Origin of the sequence: Pseudomonas siliginis, assembly GCF_019145195.1 — a bacterium.
Lineage (GTDB): Bacteria > Pseudomonadota > Gammaproteobacteria > Pseudomonadales > Pseudomonadaceae > Aquipseudomonas > Aquipseudomonas siliginis.
Window position 1 is genome coordinate 185,859 of the sequence record NZ_JAHSTW010000001.1, and the last position, 22,328, is coordinate 208,186.

Here is a 22,328-nt window from a genome sequence, read left to right on the forward strand (position 1 = left end):
TTGCTCGGTAGAACTCAGTCGCGATAAGACTCGGTCACCTGCGCCGTCTGGTCAGCAGGGACGCGGATTTCTTTCGCGCTGGCGACGGTCTTCTGCTCGCTTTGCGCGTGCTGGACCGGGAAATTGTCGTAGTAATAACGCATACGTTCGGCACCGCCTTCAGCGAAGGCGCTGGTGGAGCCGAGGGCGAGCAGGGTGGTGAGGATGATAGTGGTGGTTTTCATGGTGCCTCCTACTGAACAAGTGGGAGTCGGTTCGTCCGTGAAGCAGACCGCGAAAGAGAGTCTGCGGCGCGGCCATTAACGATGGGTTAACGCTGGTTCAGCGCAAATATTGCGGCGTATTACAGAAGCACCGCGGTCGATGGGCACAAAAAAGGGCCTTCTCGGCCCTTTATCGTTTTACTTCTGCGCGACTTCCGCCGAATCAGGGTGTTTGGGCTTCATCAAACTGAAGTCAATCAACGCTCGCCTCGGCGCCTGGTACGGGTCGCCAATCAACAGCTTGCGCGGTACAAAGCTGTCGCTAACCAGGCTTTTGCTGCGATCCAGTTCATCGGAGCTCAACCCGGCCAAGTCCGCCCAGGTATGAATGAGCTGCGAGCTGCTGTACGGGCGGCTGAGGTCGCCGGCGAAGTTCCAGTCGTGGTTTTCCTTCCACTTCGGCGAGGCCCAGGCCATGAACGGGATGGTGTACATCGGCGCGGTCGGTTTGTTTTCGTTGCGGCCCAGCGTGCCGTGGCCGGCGGAGTCGAAGACATCTTCACCGTGGTCGGACAGGTACAGCAGGAAGCCATTCGGGTCTGTCTTGGCGTAGTCCTTGATCAGGCTCGAGACTACGAAGTCGTTGTACAGCACGGCGTTGTCATAGCTGTTGTAGGTCGGTACCTGATCGTCACGCACGCCAGCCGGAACGCCCTGGCGATCCTTGAACTTGTCGAACGTCGGCGGATATCGGTACTGGTAGCTCATGTGCGTGCCGAGCAGATGCACGACGATCAGCTTGCGCGGCGCCGCATCGGCCAGCGCCTTGTTGAACGGCTCGATGACGTCGCCATCGTATTGCGCCGAGTTCTGGTTGCGGTTGTTGTTCAGGTACACCTGCTCGTCGGCCTGTTCGGAGAACGTCGTGAGCATGGTGTTGCGCTTGGTCATGGTCTGCTGGTTGGTGATCCAGAAGGTCTTGTAACCGGCCTGTTTCATCACGCTGACCAGCGATGGCGTCGACAGGTACAGGTCGGGGCTCTGCTCGTCAGCGAAGGTCAACACTTGCTGCAGCGCTTCGATGGTGTACGGGCGCGGGGTGATGACGTTGTCGAAAACCGCCAGTTGATCCTTGAGCTTGTCCAGTTCCGGCGTGGTGTTGCGCGGGTATCCGTAAAGACTCATGCGCTGGCGGTTGGTCGATTCACCGATGACCAGCACCAGCGTCGCCGGCTGACCGGCCGAGGCGTCCTTGAGATTTTTCAGTGGCGCAATCTTGCTGGCGCTGTCGAGCATGCCTTGCATGTCGGCGAGGGTTTCCTGATAACGGTGATACGCCACAGCCATCTGCCACGGCACGGCAGGCTCGATGCGGGTTTCGAATTTCTCGAAGCCTTCGGCGAAATTGCCCATGCGCATGGTTTGTTTGATCAGCGGGTAGCCGGCGACGGCGATCACGATTGCGGTGGCTGCAACCAGTGCGCGACCACGGGGCATGTACACCGGGCGCAGGCGCGTCCACAGAAAGTAGGCGAACGCGGTATGGGCGAGGAACGCCGGGATCATCCACCAGGCGAAATACTGGGTCATGTACTCGCCGGCTTCCGACACGTTCGACTCGAACATGATGAAGATGACGCTCTGCGAGAATTCCTGCTGATAAATGAAGAAGTAACCCAGGCTGGCCATCGAGCAGGCCCACAGCACCACGCCAATGACCGCCGCAAGCAGACGCGTCTGTTTGGGGAACAGCAGCATCGGCGCCAGCCACAGCGCGCTCATCACGAATGCCTGACGAAATCCCGTGAAACCGGACGTGCCGGTCAGTTGGATCAGCAGTTGGGTAATACCCGAGAAGTACCAGAAGAAGACGAACAACCAGATGAATCCGGCCCAGTCGAAACCGGTCGCAGTCGTTTTGCTGCGTTTGAACAATGTCATTCAGCGCTCCAGCTCAATCATCAGACCCACGCCGGAACGCTTCCATGACACCGACGAACAGAGGCCGCACGCGCAGGTACGGCCAGAATGGGGCGGAGTATCCCCAAGGGCGTGTGAAAGATTTGTTAAGCGCCGCTGTTGGTGTGTATCAAGCGGTCAGAGGTGCAACGTGTCGGGAACGACGAGGGCCGTTCCCGAAGCAGGCGGGGATCAGGCGTGGGGTGCGCGCTGCACAACCGGACGCGGTTGCGGCTGCGAGCCCTGGGTCAATGCGCGCAATTGCGCCAATTCGTGCTTCAACTGGTCGCGCTCGTCTTTCAACTGGCGCAATTCATCGCGACGGATCGTTACGTAGAGGGTTTGTGGCGGCATTGCTGTATGTACTGTGCCCATTGCTCACCTCGCAAATGGCGTGCATCAACTGTAAGTCACTCCTCGTTTTGAGGCGCTTGACTTACTATCGGCGCCAATTTTGATTTCTTTTGCCCTGGAAGGGAACTTTTTTATTTTTCATGGTCGGTGTGTCTTCGGCAGGATTCGGGGCGTTATCACTCTGGATCGGGCACAATGCCCGGAAACTTCATCGCAACGCTCTGGACTAACCTCCATCAGTCGCGTTGGGCTATAACCAATGACACACATTTATTTGTAGTAAGGAGCATCAGCACATGCAACTCGGGATTATTGGACTGGGCCGCATGGGCGGCAATATTGCGCGACGTCTGATGCTCAACGGGCACACCACCGTTGTTTACGACCGCAATACCGCTTTCATCGATAACCTGGTCGCCGAGGGCTCCACCGGCGTCGCCGACTTGCCAGCACTGGTTGCCGGCCTCGACAAGCCGCGCGCGGTCTGGGTCATGCTGCCGGCGGGCGCACCGACCGAAGACACCATCAACACCCTGAGCGAACTGCTCGAACCCGGCGATACCATCATCGACGGCGGCAACACCAACTACAAGGATGACATCCGTCGCGCCAAAACCCTGAACGACAAGGGCCTGCACTACATTGATGTCGGCACCTCCGGCGGCGTCTGGGGCCTGGAACGCGGCTATTGCATGATGATCGGTGGCGATGCCGAAACCGTGCAGCGTCTCGATCCGCTGTTCGCCGCACTGGCGCCGGGCATGGGCGACATTCCGCGCACCAAGGATCGCAAGTCCGACGACCACCGCGCCGAGCATGGCTACATTCACGCCGGTCCCGCCGGCGCCGGGCACTTCGTGAAGATGATTCACAACGGCATCGAGTACGGCATGATGGCCGCGTTCGCCGAGGGCTTCGATATTCTCAAGACCAAATCCAGTGAACGTTTGCCGGAAGATCAGCGATTTGATCTGAACGTGGCCGATATCGCTGAAGTCTGGCGTCGTGGCAGCGTGGTTTCGTCGTGGTTGCTGGACCTGACTGCCGATGCGCTGGCCAGCGATCCGAAGCTCGACGGTTTCTCCGGTTCCGTGGCTGACAGCGGCGAAGGCCAATGGACCATTGAAGCGGCCATGGAGCAAGCGGTGCCGGTACCGGTGCTGTCCAACTCGCTGTTCTCCCGTTACCGCTCGCGCGGGCAGGGCACCTTCGGTGACAAGATCCTGTCGGCACAACGCTTCGGCTTCGGCGGCCACGTGGAGACCGCGAAAAAATGACCCGTACGATCCGCAGAAAATCCAAGGCAGAACCCGCACCACCGACCACGCTGTTCCTGTTCGGTGCCCACGGCGACCTGGTCAAGCGCCTGCTCATGCCGGCGCTGTACAACCTCAGTCGCGACGGCCTGCTCGACGAAAATCTGCGGATCGTCGGCGTTGATCACAACGCCATTACCGATGAAGCCTTTGCGCAGAAGCTCGAAGACTTCATCCGTACCGAAGTGGCGGCGAAGGTCGGCAAGGGCGATCAGATGCTTGATCCGCTCTTGTGGGCCAAGCTCGCCAAAGGCATCAGCTACGTCCAGGGCGATTTCCTCGACGACAGCACCTATTCAGCCCTGGCGGCGAAAATCGCCGACAGCGGCACCGGCAATGCGGTGTTCTACCTGGCCACCGCGCCACGTTTTTTCAGTGAAGTGGTACGCCGTCTCGGCAGCGCCGGTTTGCTTGAAGAAACCTCCGAAGCGTTCAGAAGAGTGGTGATCGAGAAGCCGTTCGGCTCCGACCTGCAGACCGCCGAAGCCTTGAACGCGTGCCTGCTCAAGGTCATGAGCGAGAAGCAGATCTACCGCATCGACCATTACCTGGGCAAGGAAACCGTGCAGAACATCCTGGTCAGCCGGTTCTCCAACAGCCTGTTCGAAGCGTTCTGGAACAATCATTACATCGACCACGTGCAGATCACCGCGGCGGAAACCGTCGGTGTGGAAACCCGTGGCAGCTTTTACGAACACACCGGCGCATTGCGTGACATGGTGCCCAATCACCTGTTCCAACTGTTGGCCATGGTCGCCATGGAACCGCCGGCTGCTTTCGGCGCTGACGCGGTGCGCGGCGAGAAGGCCAAAGTGGTCGGGGCGATTCGTCCCTGGTCGACGGAAGAAGCCCGGGCCAACTCGGTGCGCGGCCAGTACAGTGCCGGCGAGCGCGATGGCCAGCCATTGAAGGGTTATCGCGAAGAAGCCAACGTGTCGCCCGACAGCACCACGGAAACCTATGTGGCGCTGAAGGTGATGATCGATAACTGGCGCTGGGTCGGCGTGCCGTTCTATCTGCGCACCGGCAAGCGCATGAGCGTGCGCGACACCGAGATCGTCATCTGCTTCAAACCGGCGCCGTACGCACAGTTCCGCGACACCGAAGTCGACGAGTTGCAGCCGACTTATCTGCGCATCCAGATCCAGCCAAACGAAGGCATGTGGTTCGACCTGCTGGCCAAGCGCCCGGGGCCGGCGCTGAACATGGCCAACATCGAGTTGGGCTTTGCCTACAAGGACTTCTTCGAGATGCAGCCTTCCACCGGCTACGAAACCTTGATCTACGACTGCCTGACCGGCGACCAGACGCTGTTCCAGCGTGCCGACAACATCGAGAACGGTTGGCGAGCGGTGCAGCCTTTCCTTGATGCCTGGCAGCAGGACGCCAGCATCGAGACGTATGCGGCCGGCGAAGATGGCCCGCAAGCAGCCGAAGATCTCCTGACTCGCGATGGTCGCGTCTGGCACGGCCTGGGATGAGTGATTTGCCGAAACAACCGATCCGTTTTCTGCTCAGCGACATGGACGGCACGCTGTTGCTGCCGGATCACACGCTGAACCAACGCACCATCGAAGCCGTGCGCTCGCTGCGCGACGCCGGCGTGCTGTTCAGCCTCGCCAGCGGCCGTCCGCCGAAAGCCATGTTGCAGCAGATCGAGGCGCTAGGCGTTGATCTGCCGACAGCGGCGTTCAATGGCGGCACCATCGTCAAACCGGACGGCACGCTGTTGGCCGCGCATTATTTGCCGGCGACCACAGCGCTGATCGCACTGGCACTGTTTGCCGATCAACCGGAGGTGGAAATCTGGGTGTTCTGCGGCGGCGACTGGCTGCTCAAGGACCCGCACGGGCCGATGGTCCCACGTGAACAGAGTGGCCTCGGCTATCCGCCGGTGGTGGTCGAGAGTTTTGAACCGTATCTGGAGCGCATCGACAAGATCGTCGCTACCAGCAACAACACTGAGTTGCTGATTGAGCTGGAGGCGCAGCTGTTGCCCAAGGTCAATGGCATGGCGCAAGTGTCGCGCTCGCAGCCGGTGTATCTCGACGTTACGGCGCTTGAGGCCAACAAAGGCACGGCATTGACGACCATCGCCGAATACCTCGGCGTGCCGCTGGAGCAAACCGCTGTCATCGGCGACGGCGGCAACGACCCGGCGATGTTCAAATGCGCTGGCTTTTCGATTGCCATGGGCCAGGCGGAAGAGGCGGTGAAGCACCAGGCTGACGTCGTTACAGCGCCAAACACTGAAGACGGCGTGGTCCTGGCGATCGAGAAATACATCCTCCCGCGCTGACGCAACAAAAAACCAATGTGGGAGCGAGCCTGCTCGCGAAGGCGGTGTGTCATTCAACAGATTCGTTGCCTGACACGACCTCTTCGCGAGCAGGCTCGCTCCCACAGGTTTTCGCGGCGCGTGCAAACCCCGGTAACCCACAGGTTTATTCAGTGTGGCTTAGAGCCAATAGCTCACCGCATACCAGCCCAGCAGTCCCATCACTACCGTATATGGCACCGCCATCCACACCATGCGCCCGTACGACAACCGCACCAGCGGTGCAATCGCCGAGGTCAGCAGGAACAGAAACGCTGCCTGACCATTAGGGGTCGCCACGCTCGGCAGGTTGGTGCCGGTATTGATCGCAATCGCCAACGTCTCGAAGTGCTCGCGAGTCATGTGCCCAGCAAGAAAAGCCTGTTTCACTTCGGTAATGTAAATGGTCGCAACGAATACGTTGTCGCTGATCGCCGAGAGCAAGCCGTTGGCGATGAACAACATGCCCGGCTGTTGATCCATCGGCAGCGCCAAGACCCACTCGATCAGTGGGACGAACAGATGCTGATCGTGAATGACCGCCACCACGGCAAAAAACACCACCAGCAGCGCAGTAAACGGCATGGCGTCCTTGAACGCGCTGCCCAGGCGATGCTCGTCGGTGATCCCGGTAAACGCGGTGATCAACACGATTACCATCAACCCGATCAGGCCGACTTCAGCCAAGTGAAACGCCAGGCAACCAATCAGGATCAGCGCCGCCGCCCCTTGCACCAGCAGCGCCGCCGTCTGGCGGGGCGTGCGTTTGGCGTTGTCCTCGGCGGCGTAGTTCGCCAGCACGGCGCGGACGTTGTCTGGCAGCAGCGTGCCGTATCCGAACCAGCGCAGCTTCTCCAGCAGCACGCAAGTAACCAGACCCGCCGCCAGTACCGGCAGCGACACCGGGGCAACTTTCTGGAAAAACTCGCCGAAATGCCAGCCCATCTCATGGCCGATCAACAGGTTCTGCGGCTCGCCGACCAAGGTGCAAACCCCACCGAGCGCTGTGCCGACCGCGCCGTGCATCAACAGGCTGCGCAGGAATGCGCGGAATTGATTCAAGTCGTCATGGTGTCGCGACGGTAGATGCTGATCGTCAGCGAATTCGCTGTCCTTGCGTGGATCGTTGCCCGACGCGACGCGGTGATACACCGAGTAAAAGCCGACAGCCGCACTGATGATCACCGCTGTCACGGTCAACGCATCCAGAAACGCAGAGAGGAACGCTGACAAGAAGCAGAACATCAGCGCCAGGATCGCTTTCGAACGCACGCCCAATAGCAGTCGCGAGAAGAGAAACAGCAGCAGATCCTTCATGAAGTAAATGCCGGCGACCATGAACATCAGCAGCAAAATCACCGGAAAGTTGTGCAGCAACTCATCGTAAAGCGCTTGCGGCGTGGTCATCTTCAGCAGCAACGCTTCAATCAACAACAAGCCGCCGGGCATCAACGGATAACACTTGAGGGCCATGGCCAGGGTGAAGATGAATTCGATCACCAGCAACCAGCCTGCGGCGACCGGGCCGATGGTGAACAGCACCACGGCGTTGAGAATGAGAAAACCGACGATGGTCGCCTTGTACCAGCGTGGCGATTGCCCGAGGAAGTTGTGCGCGAACGCCTGGGCGATTGAACCGGACATCGGCTGCTCCTTTTATTTAGAAGCGCGAAAGTTGCCGGATGTTTCAAGGAAGATCAAGTCGCCGATAACCTCGATCCTGTTGAATGCTCTATGGATTCAGATAACGCGCAACCATTGCCCGGTAGTTGCCATCCAGCGAATAGCCACCTACCACAATCGCCCCGTCAGTTTGTACGGCCAGTGAATTGGCTGTATCGAGACTCCGCCCCAGTCGCGTGCGCAACCAGCCGAGGCCTTGGCCGAACGCCGGATCGAGGCTGCCAGCAGCTTGATAGCGCGCGACCATGAAGTCCGCTTCAACCCCGCCGATGGTCGCGCCCACGGCGACGATGCGGCCGTCGCTCATTAGCTGGGCGGCGTTCCATTGGCATCCGCTGGGGCCGATGTCCAACACCTGTGGCTGGCCATGATGACAGTGCAGGTCAGGTCGACCGTTGGCGTGCAGGACAAACGTCAAACAGCGGATTGGATCGCGGCTGCTGCCAAAGCAATAAAGCCTGTCGTCGTACTCAATGATCTGGCTGACCTGAGCGCTATTGCCGTGGGCCTTGAAGGCCATGAAGCCATCGACGGCGAAGCGCTCATCCAGGCTGCCATCGGGCCGATACACCGCCAGCAGGCCTTGCTGAGGAAAGTCGATGGAGCCTGCGACCACGACGCGCCCATCCTTCTTCAACAGCAGCGTACTTAGCCAGGTATTGAGCAGCAGGTGGCGGACCACTACAAATCCGCGTCCGTTGAATGATTCGTCGAGAAATCCATCGGGCTGCAGGCGGATCAATATGCCGGCGTGGTCGGCAAGGCTGAAATGATGGTTGGCGATCAGCAGAATACGGCCGTCTTCCTGCACCACAAAGTCACAGGCTTCGACGCCCGGCACGCCCGGCGGCAACCAGTTGTCGCGGGTGCCCATGGACAGCTCGCCGGGCAGTCGCACCACCTGGAAACCGTCATCGCCGAAGAATCGGTCTGGCTGGCCGTTGGCATCGAACAGGGCGAGGGCGGGCAGGGTGCGTCGGGTATCTTCATAATGCAGGCCGGCCAGCAGAATCTTGCCATCAGCTAACACCTGAGCCTTGCCGGCCTTGGCTTCGAAACCCTCGATAAAGCTGCCGATCACGCTGCCCTGAATGCCGAACGACAAATCCGCCGACCCATCGGCCAGCAGCCGCGCCAGGCCAAAACGGCTTCCCTTGGATGTACCGACCTTGGCCGCGACCAGAATCCGACCCTGTGCATCGAGCGTGACATGTTGAGTCTGGCTGGACAAACTGCCGGCAAAGTACGCCTGCGCAACACCGCCAATGGCGAATGTCGGGTCGAGCGAACCGGGGGCGGTCCATGCAGTAGGCAGCGCATAAGGGCTCAGGGTGGACATGCACGCGTCTCCTTGTGCCTGAGCCGATACCCAGTGGTTGGGAGGCTGACTGCACGAGCGACACATTCAATCCCTGAACCGCGAGAAGTACAACTGGACGAATTAACAGACGACGGTCGCACTGTGCCAGAACAGTGTCTTGTTGAACCAGTCGCAAGCGAGCCAAGTACTTTGGATAAAACTGCGCTTCAAGTACGTTGCTTATTTGACTACGCATACAACAAGGGCGGATGACTTTAACGTCATCCGCCCTTGTTCGGTTATCAGTGTGGCATCGACCAGGATTGCAACTTGTGGCCGTCTTCGCTCAGCTCGGCGCGGGCCTGCTGCAGCAGTTGTTCGAGTTGCGCCGGGTCAGAGTAGGCGCTGCTCGGGATCTGTTTGCGACCGATGTGGGAATTGGTGCGGTCGACGACGGTCAGGCTCAGTTCGCCATTGCCGTCTTGTGGCGCCCAGGCCACGCATTGAAAAGGCTTGAACGCGTGGTTGGCAATCAAAAGAGCTTCGTTGATACGCAGCGGGGCAGTCATGGGGTCTTCTCTCTATTGGCGCCCAATCAAATGATGTGCCGTCGGTTGGGCTTACCGTGCGGCGGGTTACTTGTACTGATGCACGCAACCGGGGGGCGGGTCACACGTGAAACAAAGAAATTTTCGAATCAGGCGCCGCGATTCAGAACAAATCAAATAGTCGATAGCTAACTAACAACCGACATTCTTATAACTCTTTTAATACCCGCCCTATAAGCAATCGGTACAAGCCCACGTCAAAATCTTGCTAGTGTTACAACCGGGTCTGCCAAATGACTGTTTTTACGATCATTTATCAAATTTGGCGCCAAGGAACAGTCATGAGCGAAGCGCCTGCATCGAGACGTTTACTGGTGGTCGATCCCTGCGACGACTGTTATCGCCTGTTGCCCGGATTGCGCGCCGTAGGCTGGGATGTCGACAGTTGTAATCTGGAAAACGCCGCATCCCGGGCCTGCGATGTTGGCCTGCTGCGTTTGCAGCCGTTCCACCTGGAACGACCCGAGGCCGTCAAAGAACTGATCAGCCGCAGCGGCACCGAATGGATCGCTGTGCTCAATCAGGAAGTCCTGCGCTTGCAGAACGTCGGCGACTTCGTTTGTGAATGGTTCTTCGACTTCCACACCTTGCCCTTCGACGTTTCCCGCGTACAGGTCACCCTCGGCCGCGCCTTCGGCATGGCACGCCTGCGCGGGCAGGGTACGATTCATGTCGATCAGCCGGAGCACGAACTGCTCGGCGACAGTAAGCCGATCCGCGAACTGCGCAAACTCCTTAGCAAACTGGCCCCGACCGAATCACCCGTGCTGATTCGCGGCGAAAGCGGCACCGGCAAAGAACTCGTCGCGCGCACCCTGCACCGACAATCCCAGCGCCATAACAAACCGTTCGTAGCGATCAACTGCGGGGCGATTCCCGAGCATTTGATTCAGTCCGAATTGTTTGGCCACGAAAAAGGCGCGTTCACCGGCGCGCACCAGCGCAAGGTCGGACGCATCGAAGCGGCGAATGGCGGCACGTTGTTCCTGGACGAAATCGGCGACCTGCCGCTGGAATTGCAGGCCAATCTCCTGCGCTTTCTGCAGGAAAAGCATATTGAACGGGTAGGGGGCAGTCAGCCGATACCGGTCGATGTACGCGTGCTGGCGGCAACCCACGTTGACCTGGAAGCAGCAATCGAGAAGAAGCGCTTTCGTGAAGACCTTTATTACCGGCTGAACGTCCTGCAAGTGGTCACAGCGCCGTTGCGTGAACGTCATGGCGATCTGTCGATGCTGGCCAACCACTTTTCGCACTTCTACAGCCATGAAACCGGTCGCCGACCAAGAAGCTTCAGCGAAGATGCGTTGATTGCCATGGGCAAGCACGACTGGCCGGGCAATGTGCGCGAGCTGGCTAACCGGGTCAGGCGCGGGTTGGTGTTGGCCGAGGGCCGCCAGATCGAGGCGCGGGATTTGGGGTTGATCAGCCAGCATTCGATCGCCACACCGATGGGCACGCTGGAGGATTACAAAACCCGGGCGGAGCGGCAGGCGTTGTGTGATGTGTTGAACCGGCACAGTGATAATTTGAGTGTGGCCGCGAAAGTCCTCGGTGTTTCGCGGCCTACTTTTTATCGGTTGTTGCATAAGCATCAGATTAGGTGAGTGCAAGAATCAGAATATAAATGCAATTGTTTTTGTTAGGGTGTCACACAAAACATCCAATATAGTGCGTTTGATCTTGCTTCATAATAGGATTGGATTTTACAATTTCCGCAACCTTATATTTTTGATACGTGTTTGCGTCACAACACTCCCCACATGAAGGTATAACATTAATGTTTTTGGCGTCTCGTATTTTGCGGCATTAAAACGAAAGTTTTGAGACTGCCAAAGCATAGAGCCGGGTACGTTGAGCTGCGTTCTTTCATTATTCTGCTTGAATATTACAACGCACAGTTCTGTGTTTTTATAATCAAAACTCAACTCATATTGGTCGCCCTCTTCAACTTCTTGGAAACTCTTGACGATCTGAATGGCACTGCGCACCTGTGGGCCAGGTACTGATTCAAGAAAATACTCATTTTCAATAAAGGAAATTCTTGGAGGGGAGGCCTCTGCATCTTGGACTACCCAATGGTTCCAATGATAGTTATCAAACGTAGTCAAATCATCCAACCCAGCCTTAACCCCATAACTCCTCACCCGACACCCAACCGCCTCACTCTCAACCGCCCCCGAATACAACCCCACCTTCAATAAGACAACCAGCCTCGAATCCGCCTTACACCCCCGCAACCATTCCACCTCAGCCAAATAACTAAGGCCCACCCCTTGATCATGCGCCGCCCCGAAAAACTGCTCCCTGACCCGCTCCCCACCCTCCGCAAACGTCTCCACATACTTTAACCAGATCGGTAATCCCGCCTGCTGAAATGGCCAAGCCTCACACAAAACCTTCGTGTCATCCTTGAGCATTCCAACATCCAGCACCTCACCATCAAAACCCTCAAGTTTCGGCATCGGCATGCTCGATTGCAGCAACTCACCAATCAATAACGTCACACTCTGCACAGGCGTCGGCTGGCCATTGACGATCAAGTTGTATTTCAATTCCACACTACGCTGCAGATTTACCCCGGTGATAGAAGAATCGATATCGAATTGCACTTTCGACTGTCCCGCCACCGGCTTGTGCTGGGGAGGCACTGAGCCGGCGCCGGGTCTGCCGGCGATTTCCAGTTGCACTTCGTGATCGGCGCCAAACGTCGAAGTGTCAAACACCACGGTAAATCCACTTTGATGCAGATTCGGGTTCAGCCTGTAATCGGGCGCCTCAACAACCGTTGGCGGTTTCAATTGACTGACTTCGCCGGTGACCGTGACGACAACGTCATTGGACGGGCGCGCGGGCACGTTGGCGCGCAGCAGCTGAAAGCCGACCTTGGCCGAACCGTTGACGATCGCTGTGATCTTGTCGTTCGGGATCGGGAAGTCATGATGGCCGGGCACGCTGTCGACGGTTTTTTCCAGCGGGCCGACGATCACGGTCTGTCCTCCAGACGTCGTGCCGGCCCAGGTCAGGACGACCTTGTCACCGGCCTGGTAGTCGGCGCCTGTGAAGTAAACCCGGGCGGCGGCGTCGCTTGTGCCCAGTACCTTCAGGTCGATGGTGGTGACGTTCTGGTTGTTGACCCAGATCGTTGGCGCCGGCAAGCGATTGTTCAGATCCACCGAGACGTAAGTGATTTTCGACCACCGCGCCTTCGGATCCGGCAGATTACCCACCCGGTCGACGACCTGATAGCTCACTTCGATATTGTTGCCGTTGCCTTGCGCCCTGATGACGTCCTCGGTGAAGGTGGCGAAGATCGGATGGTTGACCGGATCGTCGATCTGCTCTCTGGTGACCGGGTAGTACGTCACCACCTGATCACCCCAACGGCACCGAATGGTGTCGAAGATGGCGATGTTCTCATAGGGTACGATGTTCATGCGGATTCCCCGCCGGGCCAAATCCTCATTCACACCATTGGACGGATCCGGGCTAAGCGTATAGATCAGGCCGGAGTTGCCTTCTTCGTTGTCGCTATCGGTGCCACCTGGTTGTGTGAGTTGGACCCACATACGCCGTACCGGCTCGGAGCTAACCGGGTCCTGACCCAAGCGCTGTACGGTGTAAACGATCAGTGCTTCGCCATTGGTGACTTGACCCTTGGGGACTTTGAATTCGAGCCGCTTATTCAAGTTGCTTTCATCGACCGGAATTGTCCCAACCTCGACGCCATCAAAATACATTTTGCAGTTGTCATACATCGCCATCCCTACCCACGGATCTACGATGATCAGCAAATCATTTTCGACGGTCTCGAGCGAAATGCCACCGTCGTAGCCCCCATCCTTCAAAACGGCCTGTTTCAAAACAAAGGGTGGATTCAGAGCGAGAATGCGGTTTTCATCCGGGGTCTGGTTCATGTCGATGCTCCGTTACGGCCTGTTGCAAGGTGCCAGGCGCTGGAGTCATGTAAGCGGATTCAGCGGTAGGGCGCACCTGTCAGATCTGACAGGTGCGGACGTATTTCCGATAAGTGGTCACGAGTTGCACCAGCAGCGAAAAGCAGACAGATCAAAGGATCGCAGCCTTCGGCAGCGCCTACACGGAACAATGTAGGGACTGCCGAAGGCTGCGATCTTTTGCTTTTAGAAGTAATACGGGAATTTCAGGCTGAACGAAAAGTCCGGCGCATCATCGGTCATACCGATCGACAAGTTCGGCACGATCGTCAGGTTGTCGGTGGCTGCGATGGTCATGCCGACGTTGAAGTAACCGGCGTTGGCATCACTGGACACTACCGATTCCCAATCGCCGCCGTCCTGTTTCAGCTTGCTTTTGCGTTGCACCAGGTCGGAGACCGAGAACGACATACTCATCTTCTCGTTGAGCGCGAAGGCGATACCGGCGCCGATCTGGAAGCTGTCGCCAATCTTAACCTTGCCCGGGTTTTTCTGATTGACCGTAGAGCTGATGTCGTCGAACGACTCCTCGAGGTTGTGGGTGTAGGAAAGGCTGCCGAACAGCACCGCCGGGTCAAACGTCTTGACCAGCGAGATACCCGGCGTGATCGACCAGACGCCGTTGCCGGTGGGCAGGGTGTCGGGGACGAACAGGTTGGAGTTGGCGTCGGTCTGGCGCAGTTTGATGCCGAACGGGTCTTTGCCGGTCGGCGCCTTGACGCGCAAGGTGACGACGGCGTCCGGGGTGTTGACCGATTCGTCGAGGAACTTGTAGGCGATACCGAAGTTGACGTCGCCAATGGTTGGATCCTTGGTGACGGTTTCTTCTGTTGTTACGCCAGCCGCGCCCTCGTTGCCGCCGCCGGATTGATACGTCGACTCGCGATAGATCACCGGCACGTTCAGGTCGAACTGCCAGCGGTTATCGAAGTTGTAGCGGCCGGTGAGGTCCAGGGTCCAGGTGTCGGCCTTGATCCGGTCGAGGTTGATGTTGCCGAGGAAAATCGAATCCAGCGCAAGGAAACCGTTGAGGATCAACTGGCGGGTGTCGTAGCGCGAATAGGTCAGGCCGGTTTCCACGCTGAACTTGCCGCCGCCAAAGAAACCGCTGGCTTCGTCATACAGGTTGGAAACGCTCTGCGCCGGTTGTGAATCATCGGCCAGCGATTGGCCGTAGGAAGCGCCGCTGCCCCCGGCGGCGCCTCCCGATGCAGCGGCCGCACCGGTGCCTGTGGCGGCTCCGGCGGCGACGCGATTGCCTTTCATGTCGGACGGCGATTTGGCCAGCCGTTTTGGCGGTGGGGCGGCGGGTGTTTCTTCTACCTGGCGGACCCGTTGTTCAAGTACCGCCAGCGCTTGTTGTTGTTGTTCGTATCGTTGTCTCAGTTCCAGAAGTTCCCGTTTCAGGGCTTCTACATCGGCGTCGGGTGCTGCTTGCAGCATTGCCGCCGGGAGAAGGGTACTCAAACACACTGCGGCACGCAGTGATACTGATCGATACATGAATAAGCCGTCCCTTTAAGCCCAATGATCGAGACTCAGCGTAGTTCAATATCCGATATTGCGTAGGGCCCCGAGTTGGGTCAGGTTGCAATCCAGTGCACCGGCGCTTCTGCCGTTATTGTTAAGTACGACGTTGAGTTGCGTAAGGTTGTTGACCACGTTGGCGCTGCCCAGCAATCGGGTGTTCTGCAGCAGCCCGCCCTGGGCGACTTGTTGCAGTGCCGTGCCTTGATTGCCGCTGGCCTGAATGGCCATTTGCACGCCACCGCCATTGGCTGAAACCGCGACACTGCCGGCGCCGTTGCTGCCAGTAATGGTTTGTCCGGCGATAAGGGCCTGGCCTTGCGACGGCATCAGTGCCGGCGCCTGACTGGCTTCGCTGACGTTGATCGCGACGTTGTTGTTGGCGGTGTTGCCATCGCCGGCGGCGCGTACGCTTTGCGTCACACCCTGGCTGCTGTTGAGGCCGGCGCCACCGATTACGCTGCCGGTGCCTGCGGTGAGGGCGCTGCCGTTGCCCGACTCCTTGATGGTCGAGACGTAGAATTCCGGTTTGACGGTTGCGGCCTGGATCTGCATCGAGGTCGCGGCCCCGATCAAGTCGCCGCTGGCGTTGCGCCAGGTGCTGCTCATGACAATGCCGAAGCTGATGATCCGCCCCGGCATGACGTACCGACCGCGCAGCTCTGCGAGCTCCTGGTCCTTGATTTCGATGGGTTTGAATCCGGCATGGGCTAAACCTGACGCACTCGCTGCCAGGCAGGCGGCGGCCAGCCAGTATGAGCTTTTCATCTGCTGCTCCCGGGACATCCAGTCCCATTCTCTAACTCGGCGATTAAAAGAAGTCGCTCTGAATGAACCCGAAATCCATCAATTCCGCATCTTTGACCGGGTTGAAACTGTCCAGCGAGTTCTTCGCCGTCAGCGGCACGGGAGGGCTGCGCAAGGCGTTGGCCTTGTCGTAACCGGGGCCGACGATGGCAAAGACAATGCCGTTCCAACCTTTGACAAAGTCGTCTTGTTTGTAGCGCTTGTGGCCGAGAACCGGGTCACCGATGTAGACCCAATCCTTGTCCGAACGCTGCAGGACGACGAAATGCTTGTAACCACGAATGTCCATCAGAACCACCACCGGAATGGTCACCGCTTCGAGTTTCTCGGGCGGGATCCGGTAGCCACGGGCACGCATGCCGATGCTTTCTACGTAGCGCTTCATGTCGAGCATGGAGAAACCCTGGGTTCGCACCAGGTCCTGGTCAGCGTGGACCAGCATGCCTTTGATGATGTGCTCCTCATCGACGTCGAGCCAATAGGCCTGGCGCAGGACCGTCGCCAGTGCAGCAGCGCCGCAGCTGAAGTCGGTTTTCTGTTCGACGATGTCGGCAAACTTGCGCTCACGAATGCTTTGCACGTCCTTGTAGACCAGCACGCCACCCGGCAGGGCAGCCACGGGCATCTGGGCCGCCTGAGTCAGGCCGCACAGACAAAGCAGAGCGAGGAGGGCAGGAGTCCGCATGATCGAATACGCCTTGTGGAACCGAGGAAAAGCCCCGTTGCCGGGGCTTTCGTTTCGATCGCGATTACATGCAGGCTTTGCAACCTGCGGCGATGGACAGCGAGTTGCTTTGTTGGTTGCCCACACCCGCCGAGACGTTGGCTCCGCCGTTGCCGGAGAAGTTGTTCATCGAGTTGGTCATGTTGGCGTTGTTGACGACAGGGGTTTTCCAGCCATCTTTGGTCAACACTTGTTGGGTGGTGACGCCAGCGAGGCCAAAAGTACCCACGGCTTCGAACTTGGCTTTCTGATCATCGTTGCCACCATGGCCGCCGCCACGGTTACCCCAGCCACCATGGTTGTCGTCTTCGATGGTCGCAGTGCCTTTGGCTTTGAACACGCCAGCGGCTGCATAAGTACCGGTAAGGGTGTCGGTTTTGTAAGCCTGCACGCCTTTGTTTTCCACGACCAGGCCAGTCGAGGACTGGTTGGCAGAGGCGGCAGCCTGCGCTACACGACCACCGGAAACGGCGATGGCGAGGTTGTTTTTCTGTTGGTTGAAGTTGCCCGAGCTCACGTTGATGCCGATGTTGCCGGAACCATTGTTGCCTGCATTGCTGAGCGTGGCGTTGTTGAAGGTGGACGAGTTTTTCACGTAGTTGTTGCTGTTCACCTGAGTCGCGCTCGAGGCGGCAACAGCATTGCCGAAGATGAAGCTTTCGTCAGCGGTGGCCAGCGCAGCAGCGTTGTCCTGCTGGTTGCCGTCGCCGGCGGCGACGTTGGCGCCCATGTTGCCGTTGGAGCCGTTGAGCGAGTCGCTGGCATTGGCGTTGTTCAGGGTGCCCTGGTTTTTCACCACGTTGCCGTCGCTGTTTTGTGCGTCGAGTACAGCGGCGCCGGCGCCTGCGGTGATCTGCAGCAGTTGTTCAAGATTCGGACCTTGTGGCTGGCCGTGACCGTTGCCGTGTCCATTGCCATGCCCGTTACCACGACCGTCGGCCTGTGCTGCCATTGCCATCACTGCTGCGAGTGCGAAAACCAGTGGTTTGAGAGCCATTGTAGGTTTCATGGTTGTTTCTCCGTCGTGCTTATTAGTTGGTTAAGTGTTGGGACTTTTCTAATTGCACTGCTTTTTGTTTGGGTCAGTCTGCGACCCGGATGCTCAGGGTGTTAGCCATTCGGTTCCCCACCCCGGCACTCTGGTTCACCTGGATTACCCCGCGGCTGCCGGTGAAGGCCTGATCACTGGTCGTGACCTGGCGACTGCCGATTGAGGTACCAGTTGCTCCTGAGCTCGGTAAAAACGCCACGTTCTGTTGCGAAAGGGCGCTGTCGTCAACGCTCTGCGGGCCGGCACTGATGCTGACGCGCGTTACGTTGGCCATTTGATTGTTGGCACCGGCGCCCTGGTTAACACCGAGGATGCCGTTGCCATTGCTGAAAGAGTTGCCGCCGATGTTGGCGCTCGCGTCGATGGCGCGGCTGGCGGGCGTGTCGATGGTTTGCCTGACGCCGGTGGTGGCATGGGCTTCGGTGCCGATGGCAATCGCCTTGGTGTTGGCTTGCTGCATCTGGTCACCGGCGGCCTGGTTGACGTTGAAGTTGCCGCGATATTGCGCACCGGAATCCTGAATGTTTGCCTTGTTGACTGAAGCCGAATCGGCCATGGCGCTGGTGCAGCCGAGCAGGGCGAGAAGCAGCAGGGTGCGATTCATGTCATTGGCCTCCGGCCATGCGAGTCAGAGGCGCCAGCCCGGTGCTCATCGCCCGGTTGACCGTGTTGGAGATCGAGGCGCCAGAACCACCGCCGCTGCCAGTGCGCATACCGGGCAGGCCGTTCTGGTTGGTCAGGGTGTTCATGCCGGGCAGGTTGGAGCTGGGCGTGGTCATGTTGCCGCGGATCGATGAGCCGCTGGCGACACTGGCGAAATCACCGTCAGTGAGTTCGGTACTGCTGAGGGTCTGGTTGATCCGCGCCGAAGGGTTGGCGTTGACCGTGGTCGGATAGGGGTCTTTGCCGCCATTGCGACCGATCGCGATGGGTTGAACGTCGCGGTTGAGGACGATCACCCCATTGCCTTCGGCTTGGGCGCTGACACTGATCAATGCGCTGGCGGCTGATCCGATCAGCAGGAGGCAGGTCAGGCCTTTATTGAAATTCCCCACGGCTGCAATTCCTTCTTCAGTGGGCTGGGTAATTCAGCGTTGTGAAGAAGAGAGCGAAAGCTGTGCCGGTTTTGAATTATCTAGTTATTTCAACGGCTTACATGCTGTGGGAAGTTCCCTGTTGCGGGCACTGTTTCAGCGCTGAGACACAGTGCGGATGGCTTGAGGGGCAATGGGCGCCGCAAAGCTCTGGAACAAGGGTTTGCGCCGAGGTGTTTCATCGGCGTAACAGATCACGTGACGCAATGGTGAATGACGCTTGGGCGGGGCCTTTGCGCGGTCGGGAGTGTTTCAAAAACGGACAGTTTTGCGTTAAAAGCCGCCGGGCGGCTTATCTGGACAGCAAACGCTCGACCGCCGCAAAGGCTTGTGTCTGGCGCTCGGCCCAATTGCCTTCGATCACTTGCAACGGCTGTTGGTGCTGGATCAGCCAAACGCGGGTGGATTCGTAGAACGCCAGGCGATCCGCAAGATCCGGTTGGCAGCGCTGGCCGTCTTCGGTCCAGTCGACTTGCTGCGGTGACAACAGCAGGTGCAGGTCGTAATGGCGCGCCAGTAACTCGGTTTCCAGCCAGTCCGGGCAGGCGCCAAACAAAGTCTGGCTCCAGAGGATGTTGCTGAGCAGGTGGGTGTCGAGAATCAGCAGTGGGGGCTGTTCCGCGCGCGCCTGATCTTCCCATTGCAACTGGCCCTGGGCGATATCAGGGATATCCGCAAGGCAAGTGTCGCGTGGGTTGTCTTCGATGAACCGACGAACATATTCATCAACGCGCACGCCGCCGAAACGCTGCTCCAACCCTGCCGCCAGCCAACTCTTGCCGGTGGATTCCGGGCCGGTGAGAACGACGACTTTCATGTGCGCAATGCCGGATCGGCGCGCCATTCCCGCCAGCCTTGCACGGCGAGCAAGGTAAACAGCGCGTAGAGCGCGGCGGTCAGGTACAGGCCTTTATAGATGAACAGGCCGACAAAGATCACATCGAGGACAAACCATAGCGCCCAGCACTGCAGGCGTTTCTGCGCCATCCACAGTTGCGCGACCAGACTGAAGCCGGTGAGCGCGGCATCGAGCCACGGCTGTGCGGCGTCGGTCCAGTGCGCCATCGCCGCGCCTAGCAACACACTGCCGACCGCCCCAACGCCGAGGCCGAGCACCATCGAGCGTGCATCGAGGCGGGTAATCTGGCGACCGTCATGCATCGTCCCGGCGCGGGTCCATTGCCACCAGCCGTAGATCTGCAGCGCGGCGTAGATCACTTGCAGCAACATGTCCGAATACAGCTTCACCTCAAAGAAGATCCAGCTGTAGAGCAACACCATGACCAGCCCGATCGGCCAGCACCACGGATTCTGCTTGACCGTCAGCCAAACGGCGATGACACCGAGGGCGGCGGCAAACAGTTCAAGCCCGGACATGAGTGATCCTTGGGGGAGTTGAGAAGGGGGCGGATTGTACTGCATTCGCCCAGACACAGAAGTACCCTGTGGGAGCGAGCCTGCTAGCGAAAGGGCCTGTCCAGTCGACATCTTCTTCCACTGACTGGCCCGACGCCTTCGCGAGCAGGCTCGCTCCCACAGGTTATGGGTCAGACCCTGAACTGACGCAGCAACCCGTTGAGCTGTTCGCTCAGTTGCCCAAGGCGCAAGCTGGCCGCGCTCGACTGCTCAGCGGCCAACGCGGTGCTATGGGAAAGCCCGGCCGCCTGCGTCACGTTCTGGTTGATGTCCTCAACCACCTGCGCCTGTTGCAGCGTAGCGCTGGCAATCGACGCATTGAGGCCGTTGAGATTACGCAACGCCTGGCCAATCGCATTAAGGCTCGCCCCGGCCAGTCCCGCCTGTTCGATGGTCAATTGCGAGGCCTTGCTGCTGTCGCCGATCACCTTCACCGCAGCCTCCGAATGATTCTGAAGACGCTCGATCATCGACTGAATCTCCGCCGTCGATTTCTGCGTACGCTGGGCCAGCAAGCGCACCTCATCGGCGACCACGGCAAACCCGCGCCCCTGTTCTCCCGCGCGCGCGGCTTCAATAGCCGCGTTCAAGGCCAACAGGTTGGTCTGTTCGGCAATCGAGCGAATCACCTCCAACACGCTGCCAATCTGCGTACTCTCCGCTGCCAGGGTGCGGATCACTTCCACCGCCTGATCGATCGTGCCCGAGAGCTTGTCGATCTGTTGCAGGCTGCCGTCAATATTGATCTGCCCCTGTTGCGCCTGCGCTTCGGCATCGCGCATTTCTGCGGCGGCGTGTTCGGCGTTTTTCGCCACGTCCTGCACGCCGTAGGTGACTTCGTTGATCGCCGTGGCCACCAATTCCATCTGCTGCGATTGCTGCTGACTGCGCTGCTGCGCCTGCGAGGCATCGTTACCCAGCTCGCTGGAAGACTGGCCCAAAGCGCTGGCCGAGACCTGCAGATCACCAATCACTCGGCGCAGCTTGGCGGTGAAGGCATTGAAGTGATGGGCCAGTTCAGTGACCTCATCCTTGCCATGGGTATCGAGGCTGCGGGTCAGGTCGCTTTCGCCACTGGCGATGTTGGCCATCGCATTCACGGTTTCCTGCAACGGACGGACGATGCTGCGTGCGATCAGGGTCACCAGCAGCGCCATGATCAGCGCAATCGCCAGGCCGATCGCCGACGCCTTGATCATCTGCCCCTGGAATTCGGCTTGCACATCGTCGACGTACACGCCGGAGCCGATCACCCAGCCCCACGGTTCGAACAGCTTTACATAAGAAGTCTTCGCCACCGGATCCGTCGCCCCCGGTTTCGGCCAGCGATAATTGACCATGCCCGCGCCTTTGGCCTTGGCAATGGCGACCATCTCGTTGAACACGGCAAAGCCGTCCGGGTCGCGGATCGCCGAAAGATTCTGGCCTTCGAGCTTGGGGTTGGTCGGGTGCATGACCATCACGGGCGTGAGGTCGTTGATCCAGAAGTAGTCGCTCTGGTCGTAGCGCAGGCCACGGATCGCGGTCAACGCCTGCTTTTGCGCCGCGTCCCTGGTCAGGGTGCCAGCGGTTTCCAGCCCTTGGTAATAAGTCAGCAGGCCACTGGCGGTCTGCACCACGTGCTGGGTTTTCTGCGCCTTGGCGTGGTAGAGGTCGTCATGGATCTGCTTGAGCATCAGCACGCCCAAGGTCAGCAACATGACCACCGCCACGATCAAGATGAGCCACAAGCGTCGGCTGATCGACACACTGCGCAAGCTGTTCATAACGCTGTCACTCCGGATTCTTGTTCTTGTAGTAAACGATCGCCAGCATCCAGCCACAGCTGAGTGCCCGGGACTACCATCCAACGCGCAGAGCGCTTTTGAGGCTTGTCTGTTAGGATTTCGGCCCCGCGCGCAAAAACCTGAATCCGGTTTTGATATTTCACGGAATTTTTACCGTTTCGTGTGGATCCTGTGCGCGCGCAATCGCTACAGCTTTTACCGGCTACGCTGGACGCAGTGAACGAAA

General features: G+C 58.7%; 20 protein-coding genes. 4 read left to right on the forward strand and 16 right to left on the reverse strand.

Going from position 1 to position 22,328, the window contains the following annotated elements; all coding sequences use genetic code 11:
• Nucleotides 1-14: 14 nt before the first annotated feature.
• The 3 genes from KVG87_RS00785 to KVG87_RS00795 all read right to left on the reverse strand — a co-directional run bounded on the left by KVG87_RS00785 (nt 15) and on the right by KVG87_RS00795 (nt 2,537).
• On the reverse strand, nt 15-224 hold the full coding sequence (locus KVG87_RS00785; protein WP_217848635.1) for a hypothetical protein: 210 nt from the start codon (nt 222-224) through the stop codon (nt 15-17).
• Nucleotides 225-401: 177 nt separating this feature from the next.
• A complete protein-coding gene (locus KVG87_RS00790) occupies nt 402-2,144 on the reverse strand; it encodes a phosphoethanolamine transferase CptA (protein WP_217848637.1) in 1,743 nt (580 codons plus the stop codon).
• A 210-nt stretch (nt 2,145-2,354) separates the two neighbouring features.
• Nucleotides 2,355-2,537 (reverse strand): DUF6026 family protein, encoded by a 183-nt coding sequence (locus tag KVG87_RS00795; RefSeq protein WP_016774671.1) that lies wholly within the window; start codon nt 2,535-2,537, stop codon nt 2,355-2,357.
• A 275-nt stretch (nt 2,538-2,812) separates the two neighbouring features.
• Between KVG87_RS00795 and gnd the strand changes: the two genes are divergently transcribed.
• From gnd to KVG87_RS00810, 3 genes are read left to right on the forward strand one after another with little or no spacing between them, the layout of a single operon-like run.
• Complete coding sequence (gene gnd / locus KVG87_RS00800) at nt 2,813-3,793, forward strand: phosphogluconate dehydrogenase (NAD(+)-dependent, decarboxylating) (protein WP_095179978.1); 981 nt, start codon at nt 2,813-2,815, stop codon at nt 3,791-3,793.
• Entirely contained in the window at nt 3,790-5,313 is a 1,524-nt protein-coding gene (gene zwf / locus KVG87_RS00805; protein WP_217848639.1) for a glucose-6-phosphate dehydrogenase, read from the forward strand. The genes gnd and zwf overlap by 4 nt, the downstream gene beginning before the upstream one ends.
• Nucleotides 5,310-6,131, forward strand: a complete 822-nt coding sequence (locus tag KVG87_RS00810) for an HAD family hydrolase (RefSeq protein WP_217848641.1) — start codon at nt 5,310-5,312, stop codon at nt 6,129-6,131. The genes zwf and KVG87_RS00810 overlap by 4 nt, the downstream gene beginning before the upstream one ends.
• 159 nt (nt 6,132-6,290) lie before the next feature.
• Here KVG87_RS00810 and nhaB read toward each other — a convergent pair whose 3' ends face one another.
• From nhaB to KVG87_RS00825, 3 genes are all read right to left on the reverse strand, one after another.
• Nucleotides 6,291-7,793, reverse strand: coding sequence for a sodium/proton antiporter NhaB (gene nhaB / locus KVG87_RS00815; protein ID WP_217848644.1), 1,503 nt, complete (start codon nt 7,791-7,793; stop codon nt 6,291-6,293).
• Between the two features lie 88 nt (nt 7,794-7,881).
• On the reverse strand, nt 7,882-9,171 hold the full coding sequence (locus tag KVG87_RS00820; RefSeq protein ID WP_217848646.1) for an NHL repeat-containing protein: 1,290 nt from the start codon (nt 9,169-9,171) through the stop codon (nt 7,882-7,884).
• A gap of 263 nt (nt 9,172-9,434) precedes the next feature.
• The gene (locus tag KVG87_RS00825; protein WP_016774677.1) at nt 9,435-9,701 is read right to left on the reverse strand and encodes a hypothetical protein; all 267 of its coding nucleotides are present in this window, start codon (nt 9,699-9,701) and stop codon (nt 9,435-9,437) included.
• A gap of 320 nt (nt 9,702-10,021) precedes the next feature.
• Here KVG87_RS00825 and KVG87_RS00830 point away from each other — a divergent pair, with 320 nt between their 5' ends.
• Nucleotides 10,022-11,347: a sigma-54 dependent transcriptional regulator gene (locus tag KVG87_RS00830; RefSeq protein ID WP_076563015.1), complete on the forward strand. Its 1,326-nt coding sequence runs from the start codon at nt 10,022-10,024 to the stop codon at nt 11,345-11,347.
• Between the two features lie 99 nt (nt 11,348-11,446).
• On the opposite strand, the gene KVG87_RS00835 is transcribed toward KVG87_RS00830, so the two are convergent.
• The 10 genes from KVG87_RS00835 to KVG87_RS00880 all read right to left on the reverse strand — a co-directional run bounded on the left by KVG87_RS00835 (nt 11,447) and on the right by KVG87_RS00880 (nt 22,081).
• On the reverse strand, nt 11,447-13,657 hold the full coding sequence (locus KVG87_RS00835) for a hypothetical protein (protein ID WP_217848648.1): 2,211 nt from the start codon (nt 13,655-13,657) through the stop codon (nt 11,447-11,449).
• Between the two features lie 225 nt (nt 13,658-13,882).
• On the reverse strand, nt 13,883-15,199 hold the full coding sequence (gene fapF, locus KVG87_RS00840; RefSeq protein WP_041479694.1) for a fibril amyloid transporter FapF: 1,317 nt from the start codon (nt 15,197-15,199) through the stop codon (nt 13,883-13,885).
• 45 nt (nt 15,200-15,244) lie between these two features.
• Nucleotides 15,245-15,991: a fibril amyloid subunit FapE gene (gene fapE / locus KVG87_RS00845; RefSeq protein ID WP_217848650.1), complete on the reverse strand. Its 747-nt coding sequence runs from the start codon at nt 15,989-15,991 to the stop codon at nt 15,245-15,247.
• A gap of 43 nt (nt 15,992-16,034) precedes the next feature.
• Nucleotides 16,035-16,715: a fibril amyloid maturation endopeptidase FapD gene (gene fapD, locus KVG87_RS00850; RefSeq protein ID WP_217848652.1), complete on the reverse strand. Its 681-nt coding sequence runs from the start codon at nt 16,713-16,715 to the stop codon at nt 16,035-16,037.
• A gap of 64 nt (nt 16,716-16,779) precedes the next feature.
• Nucleotides 16,780-17,763, reverse strand: coding sequence for an amyloid-like fimbrin subunit FapC (gene fapC / locus KVG87_RS00855; protein WP_217848654.1), 984 nt, complete (start codon nt 17,761-17,763; stop codon nt 16,780-16,782).
• A 73-nt stretch (nt 17,764-17,836) separates the two neighbouring features.
• The gene (gene fapB, locus KVG87_RS00860; protein WP_076563009.1) at nt 17,837-18,409 is read right to left on the reverse strand and encodes a fibril amyloid subunit FapB; all 573 of its coding nucleotides are present in this window, start codon (nt 18,407-18,409) and stop codon (nt 17,837-17,839) included.
• Nucleotide 18,410: 1 nt separating this feature from the next.
• Nucleotides 18,411-18,860, reverse strand: a complete 450-nt coding sequence (fapA, locus tag KVG87_RS00865; protein WP_041479690.1) for a functional amyloid chaperone FapA — start codon at nt 18,858-18,860, stop codon at nt 18,411-18,413.
• A 331-nt stretch (nt 18,861-19,191) separates the two neighbouring features.
• The gene (locus KVG87_RS00870) at nt 19,192-19,716 is read right to left on the reverse strand and encodes an AAA family ATPase (protein WP_217848656.1); all 525 of its coding nucleotides are present in this window, start codon (nt 19,714-19,716) and stop codon (nt 19,192-19,194) included.
• The gene (gene pnuC / locus KVG87_RS00875; RefSeq protein ID WP_217848658.1) at nt 19,713-20,276 is read right to left on the reverse strand and encodes a nicotinamide riboside transporter PnuC; all 564 of its coding nucleotides are present in this window, start codon (nt 20,274-20,276) and stop codon (nt 19,713-19,715) included. Before pnuC ends, KVG87_RS00870 begins: the two co-directional genes overlap by 4 nt.
• Before the next feature lie 170 nt (nt 20,277-20,446).
• A complete protein-coding gene (locus tag KVG87_RS00880; RefSeq protein WP_217848660.1) occupies nt 20,447-22,081 on the reverse strand; it encodes a methyl-accepting chemotaxis protein in 1,635 nt (544 codons plus the stop codon).
• Between the last annotated feature and the right edge of the window lie 247 nt (nt 22,082-22,328).